This is a genomic window from Pseudoxanthomonas sp. LjRoot204_2 (assembly GCF_056175765.1).
This window is the reverse complement of record NZ_JBGFFG010000448.1, coordinates 1-2,609: the sequence shown is the minus strand read 5'-3', so window position 1 is coordinate 2,609 and position 2,609 is coordinate 1. Positions and strand designations below refer to the sequence as shown.

General features: G+C 69.6%; 1 protein-coding gene and 1 pseudogene. One reads left to right on the top strand and one right to left on the bottom strand.

Annotation, left to right across the window (positions count from 1 at the left end; translation table 11 throughout):
- Window positions 1-255 (bottom strand): annotated as a pseudogene (locus AC04L7_RS16355) (hypothetical protein); the annotation flags it as partial.
- Between the two features lie 445 nt (window positions 256-700).
- Between AC04L7_RS16355 and AC04L7_RS16350 the strand changes: the two are divergent.
- A partial coding sequence (locus AC04L7_RS16350) for a primosomal protein N' (RefSeq protein ID WP_475513425.1) occupies window positions 701-2,609 on the top strand: 1,909 nt, incomplete at its 3' end.

Sequence of the window (2,609 nt, the reverse complement as noted above, 5' to 3'; positions counted from 1 at the left end):
GCGCGCCGACGGGCCATCGACCCGCAGCTGCGGCGTGGCCGCCAGCAGTGTCCAGAAGCGCACGGGCAAGTCCGCCATCGGGAGCGCGGCCGCCTTGCCCCGAAAGGCGCGCAGGGCGGCGGCGAGGGCGACATCGCCGCGATCGGCGTCTCCGCACTGGAGTTCGGCGAACACCGCACCGCGGCGCTCGCATCCCCGCAGGAAGGCGGCCAATGCGGCGGGGGCGGGGGAGGAATCGGAACGGGAAGAGGTCATCGTGGAACCGGTGGCGTACTGGCGATCATAGTCACCTGCGACGGCGGTACGGATGCTTGACAGACCGTCGGAATCTGCTCTCTTCGGCGCCACAAGGGTTTCCGGGAAATCACGTTGTGCACAGCAGTCACCGATCTGTCATCCGTGGCCGCGATGCCACCCTCCGCCCGATTGTGTCAGCTGCGTTTCACGCCTAACCACATGATTTAAATAAAGAAAGTATTACTGGCACTTTTTTGGCCAACCCGGGCGGGATGCTTGCGGCAGCGTCATCGCGCCGTGAAGCATTCCGGCCATGCACAGATTTATCCACAGCAGGTGTGGATAAACCGGAATCTCCTTCCGGGATCAGCACTTGCGTGATTTTCGTCAAGATTCCGGCAGGACATCACCGCAACTGTGTGAGACCTGACCCGCGCCGGGACAGGCCGATACACTGCACGCAATGTCGCCCGTGTCCGTCCTGCAAGTCGCCCTGCCCGTGCCCCTGCCGCGCCTGTTCGACTACCTGCCTCCGCCCGGCCATGACGCCACCCCCGCGGACGTGGGGAAGCGGGTGAGCGTGATGTTCGGCAACCGGCCATTGACCGGCTTCGTCGCCGACGTCGCGCCCGCGACGGACCCCGGCATGGAACTGCGCCACGCCGACGCCCTGCTGGACGCCCATCCGCTGCTGCAGGGCGAACTGCTGGAATCGCTGCACTGGCTGGCGCGCTATACCCATGCGCCGCTGGGCGAGGTGGTGGCGACCGCACTGCCCGTCCTGCTGCGCCAGGGCGAGCCGCTGCCCGACACCCACGCCTGGCACTGGCGACTGACGGAGGCGGGCCTGGGCCGGCGGGACCGCCTGCGTGCGGGCAGCCGGCCGCGCCGCCTGGCCGATCTGCTGGTGGCGCACGGCACACTGGATGAAGATGCGCTGGACCTGCACCTGGACGCCGGCCGCGCCACCGCCCGCGACCTGGGCAAGCGGGGGCTGGCCGAGCGCGTCCCTGCCGCCGTGGTGCCCGCGGTGCCCGCTCCACGCCCCGGGCCGACGCTCAACGAGGAACAGCAGGCCGCCGCTGACGCGGTCACCGGCACGGTCGGTTTCGGCGCGCTGCTGCTGGATGGCGTGACCGGCAGCGGCAAGACCGAGGTTTACCTGCACGCCATCGCCGGCTGCCTTCGCCGCGGACGGCAGGCGCTGGTGCTGGTGCCCGAGATCGGCCTGACCCCACAGACGCTGGCGCGGTTCCGCGAACGACTGGGCGTGCCCGTGCACGCTCTGCACTCCGGCCTCAACGATGGCGAACGCGCGCGCACCTGGGCGGCCTGTCTGCGCGGCGAGGCCAGGGTGATCGTGGGCACCCGCTCGGCGGTGTTCACACCGCTGCCCGAAGCCGGGTTGATCGTGATAGACGAGGAACACGACGGCAGCTACAAGCAGCAGGACGGCATCCGTTACCACGCGCGCGACTTCGCCTTGGTCCGCGGCAAGGCGCTGGACGTCCCCGTGCTGCTCGGCAGCGCCACGCCATCGCTGGAAACGCTGCACAACGCGCGCAGCGGYCGCTACGCGCACCTGCGACTTTCGCGCCGCGCCGGCGAGGCGCAACCGCCCGGCGTGCGCGTGCTGGACATGCGCAAGCGCGCACAGCAGGCGGGCCTGCTGGCGGACACCCTGCAGGCGATCCGGCAGGCGCTGGACGCCGGCGGCCAGGTACTGGTCTTCAAGAACCGCCGCGGCTACGCGCCAGTGCTCCTATGCCATGACTGCGGCTGGAGCGCGCACTGCAGGCGCTGCGACAGTCCGATGACGGTGCATGCAGGGGGCAGGCGGCTGCAGTGCCACCATTGCGGCGCACGACAAGCGTCGCCGCCGGCCTGTCCGGACTGCGGTGGACTGGCGCTGCAACCGCAGGGCATCGGCACCGAGCGTCTGGAGGAACTGCTGGCCGAACAGTTCACCGACGTGCCGGTGCTGCGGGTGGACCGCGGCACCACGCAGAAGCGCGATGGCCTTGCGCAGCAACTGGCGAAGCTGGGCGACACGCCCGGCATCCTGGTCGGCACGCAGATCCTGGCCAAGGGCCACGACCTGCCGCACCTCACCCGCGTCACGGTGGTCGGCGTGGACGAAGGCCTGTTCTCCACCGACTTCCGCGCCGGCGAAAAGCTGGCGCAGCAGCTGATCCAGGTCGCCGGACGCGCGGGGCGCGCGGGCAAGCGTGGCGATGTGTGGCTGCAGACGCACCATCCCGATCATCCGCTGTTGAACACGCTGATCAACGGCGGTTACCACGCGTTCGCCGAGGCCGAACTGGAACAACGCCAGATGGCCGGCTTTCCTCCGTTTGCGCACCTAGCACTGC